The 3,658-nt window shown below is 63.7% G+C and carries 4 protein-coding genes and 1 pseudogene; all 5 read left to right on the top strand.

Annotated elements, in window-relative coordinates; all coding sequences use genetic code 11:
* The coding region (locus EOA86_RS26595; protein ID WP_128344414.1) for an extracellular solute-binding protein at positions 1 to 613 on the top strand (613 nt) is incomplete at its 5' end.
* Between the two features lie 65 nt (positions 614 to 678).
* The gene (locus EOA86_RS26590) at positions 679 to 1,563 is read left to right on the top strand and encodes a sugar ABC transporter permease (RefSeq protein ID WP_128344412.1); all 885 of its coding nucleotides are present in this window, start codon (positions 679 to 681) and stop codon (positions 1,561 to 1,563) included.
* On the top strand, positions 1,560 to 2,471 hold the full coding sequence (locus EOA86_RS26585; protein WP_128344411.1) for an ABC transporter permease subunit: 912 nt from the start codon (positions 1,560 to 1,562) through the stop codon (positions 2,469 to 2,471). The genes EOA86_RS26590 and EOA86_RS26585 overlap by 4 nt, the downstream gene beginning before the upstream one ends.
* Before the next feature lies 1 nt (position 2,472).
* Entirely contained in the window at positions 2,473 to 3,561 is a 1,089-nt protein-coding gene (ugpC, locus tag EOA86_RS26580) for a sn-glycerol-3-phosphate ABC transporter ATP-binding protein UgpC (RefSeq protein WP_128344409.1), read from the top strand.
* Positions 3,558 to 3,658, top strand: a pseudogene (locus EOA86_RS41565) (glycerophosphodiester phosphodiesterase); the annotation flags it as partial. The gene ugpC and the pseudogene EOA86_RS41565, both read left to right, overlap by 4 nt.

Here is a 3,658-nt window from a genome sequence, read left to right as displayed (position 1 = left end):
GCACAAGGACGCTCTGCTCCGCCTCAATCCCGAAACCAAGGCCGGCAAGTACGAGGCTGCTTTCGCCGCCGGTGAGTGCGCCATGGTGAATTCGTCGACCGGCTTTTATGCGGCAGCCTATGAGGCGCTGGGCGACAAGGTCGCGATCGGCCCGACGCCGCTCTATGAGGGCAAGACGCGTCACAACACCCTCATCGGTGGCGCGGCGATCTACGTCATGAAGGGCCACGGCGACGACAAGGTGGCCGCCGCCAAGGCGTTCCTCGACTTCATCCGCACGCCGGCCCAGCAGATCGAGTTCAGCCGTGCCACGGGTTACATGCCGGTCACGTTGACCGCGCTGAACGAGCTGGTCGCCAGCGGCAAGGCGGATACGAAAGAATTCGCGACGGCGAAAGTGGGCGTCGACTCCCTGAACCAGCCCAGCACGGAGGACACAAAGGGCATCCGCCTGGGCTTCTTCACGCCGGCGCGCGACATCTTCATCGAGGAGACCACCAAGGCCTTCAACGGTGAGCAGGACATGCAGGCGGCTCTCGACAGCGCGGTCAAGCGCGGCAACGAGCTGCTCCGGCGCTTTGAGCAGACCTACGCCGGCGTAGAGCTGCCCTGAGGATCCTCGACGCACCGACGGCCGACGCGATACCGTCGCGTCGGCCAATTTTTGGGAGAGTCCGGATGCAACGGGGCTTCTACAGACATCGCTGGCTGCCGTTCTGGCTATCGCTGCCGCAAATCCTCGTCATGACGCTGTTCTTCTTCATCCCGATCGGAATGGCGTTGTTCTGGTCCTTCCATCTGGAGCAGCCCTTCGGCGGCGGATCGCGATTTGTCGGCTGGCAGAACTACCTGCGCGTCTTCAGTGACCAGGAATTCTGGGAAGCCTTGGCGCGCACTGGCGTCTTCACCATCGTCGGTACCGCGCTCTCCATCTCGACGGCGCTGATCATCGCGCTGGCGGCCGATCGCGCCGTGCGTAGCAGCACTTTGACGCGCAACATGATGATGTGGCCCAAGGCCGTCGCCGCCGCCACGCTGGGCGTCGTCTTCATCTACATCCTCGATCCTCACCAGGGCGCGTTTGTCTGGCTCAACCGGCTGGCCCCCGGGGTCTGGAATCCCCGGCTGGACCCGGTCGACACCTGGATCATGCTGTTTATCGCAAACACCTGGAGTGCGCTGACCCTCACCTTCCTCATCCTGCTCGCCGGGCTGCAGGGCATCCCCGACGGTCTCCACAAGGCCGCAGCGATCGACGGGGCAGGACCATGGCGGCGCCTGTGGGACATCCAATTGCCGCTGCTCACCCCGCAACTGTTCATCGTGGTCGTGCTCGAAGTCGCCGACAGCATTGTCTCCTCGTTCTCGCTGATCGAGACCATGACCCAGGGCGGGCCCGGCGATGCCACGAACCTGCTCGTCTACAAGATCTATCGGGACGGCTTTGCCGCTTACGACCTTTCGGGCGCCGCGACGCAGACCGCGATCCTGATGGTCTTCGTCGTGGGGATCACGTCGCTCCAGTACCTCGTGATCGAGCGCAGGGTCGAGTACGAGAGATGATCGAGAACACCGGATCCATCAATCGTGCCGCCACGATCGTCCTGATCCTGGCCTGCCTCTTCATCGCCGCTCCGCTCGTGGTGACGCTGATCACCGCCACGCAGGATTTTCCGACGTTTCTGAGGAAGGGGTTCACCGTCGCGCCGGGCTCTCACCTGTTCGACAACATGCATCAGGTCTGGACCCGCACGAACCTGCCGCGGCAGATATTCAACAGCTTCGTCACGGCGAGCGGCATCGCCTTCGGCAAGGTTTTCCTCGCCTTCGTGACCGGCTTTGCCCTCGTGTTCTTTCGGAGCCGCTACACCTTCCTGATCTACGCCGCCGTGCTGGCGACGATCATGCTGCCGCTCGAGCTCATGATCATCACCATGTACCGCGTCACAGCCAATGTCGCGCTGCCCCTCGAATGGCTGGCCAATGCCGGCGGAGCTTGGGCGGCCCTGTTCGGCGCGCCTTTGCATCTCGAGGTCAACCTCCTCGATACCTATGCCGGCATCATCCTTCCCCATATCGCGACGGGTGCCGCGATCCTCATCATGGTGCAGTTCATGCGCACCCTGCCGCGGGACCTCGTGCGTGCCGCGACCATGGACGGCGCCTCGCCGCTACGTTTCATGTGGGATGTCGTGCTGCCGCTCTCCAAGGGCCCGCTGATCGCCCTGACCTTGTTCTTCTTCATCGATGGCTGGGGCAAGTTCATGTGGCCGCTGATTGCCGCCTCGTCGTTCGACATGCTGACCGGCGTCGTAGGGCTGACACGGCTCGACATCGGCAGTGGCGAGGATGCCATCCCCAACTTCCCGCTCAAGATGGCCGGCGCAATCATGGTCTCGGTCGTGCCGGTCATACTCATCGCAGTCTTTCAGCGCCGTATCGTCCGGGGCCTGAACTACTCGGATCGCTGAAATGATCGCTGCCGACATCACCCTCGACAACATCAACAAGGCCTATGGGGGCGTGACCGTCATCCCCGGCCTCGACGCCCGCATCGAGGCCGGCAAGTTCACCGTCATTCTCGGGCCGTCGGGTTGCGGCAAGTCGACCCTGCTCAACATGATCGCCGGCCTCGAGGAAGTTTCGGGAGGGCGCATCCTGATCGGTGACCGCGAGGTGCAGAACATCCCGCCCAAGGATCGCGGCCTTGCGATGGTGTTTCAGAACTACGCGCTCTACCCCCACATGAATGTGGCTGAAAACATCGGCTACAGCCTCAAGGTGGCGGGCGTCGGCAAGGCCGACCGCCAGAAGCGCGTCGCCGGCGTCGCCGCGATGCTGGGCCTTTCCGGTCAACTCGAGAAACGGCCGGCACAGCTGTCGGGTGGCCAGCGCCAGCGTGTCGCGATCGGGCGCGCCATCGTTCGCGAGCCGAAGGTCCTGCTCTTCGACGAGCCGCTGTCGAACCTGGACGCCCAACTGCGGCACGACATGCGGATCGAACTCGCCGATCTGCACAAGCGCATCGGCGCGACGAGCCTGTTCGTCACGCACGACCAGGTCGAGGCGCTGACGCTTGCCGACCGGATCATGGTTTTGAACCACGGCAAGATCGAGCAGTTCGCCACGCCGCGCGAGATCTACCATCATCCTGCTACAGTCTTCGTCGCGAGCTTTCTCGGTTCCCCGCCGATGAACATCCTGCCGGTGACCGGTGATGGAGCCGTTCTGAGATTGAGCGACGGGCAGGTGGTCTCCGGCTCTCGCCTCACCGGGCCATATCAGCTCGGCATCCGCCCGGAACACATCCTGGTGGATGAGCCGCGTGGCGGGCCGACGCTCATGGGGCAGGTAAGGTTTCGGGAGGATCTCGGCTCGCATTTCGTGCTGGCGGTCGACGTCGGCGGATCGACGCTCCGCATCGCAACACCCTTGGGGGCGGAGGTGGCCGATCGCCACGAGCTCTCGCTGACCTTTCCTCAATCCCGGCAGCATCTGTTCGACGCGCAGACCGGCCAGGCCATTGGCGTATGCGCCGCCCACGGAATCCAGAAGACATGAACTACAGGGACTACATCTCGAACCCCTCTCGCCCGTGCGCGGTCGTCGTCCATCGCGGCTTCTGGGAAGGCGCGCCGGAAAACAGCCTGCTGGCGAT

It is taken from the genome of Mesorhizobium sp. M5C.F.Ca.IN.020.32.2.1, assembly GCF_004023105.1.
Classification (GTDB): Bacteria; Pseudomonadota; Alphaproteobacteria; order Rhizobiales; family Rhizobiaceae; genus Mesorhizobium; species Mesorhizobium wenxiniae.
The sequence above is the reverse complement of the archived record's forward strand: the minus strand, read 5'-3'. Positions and strand labels throughout refer to the sequence as shown.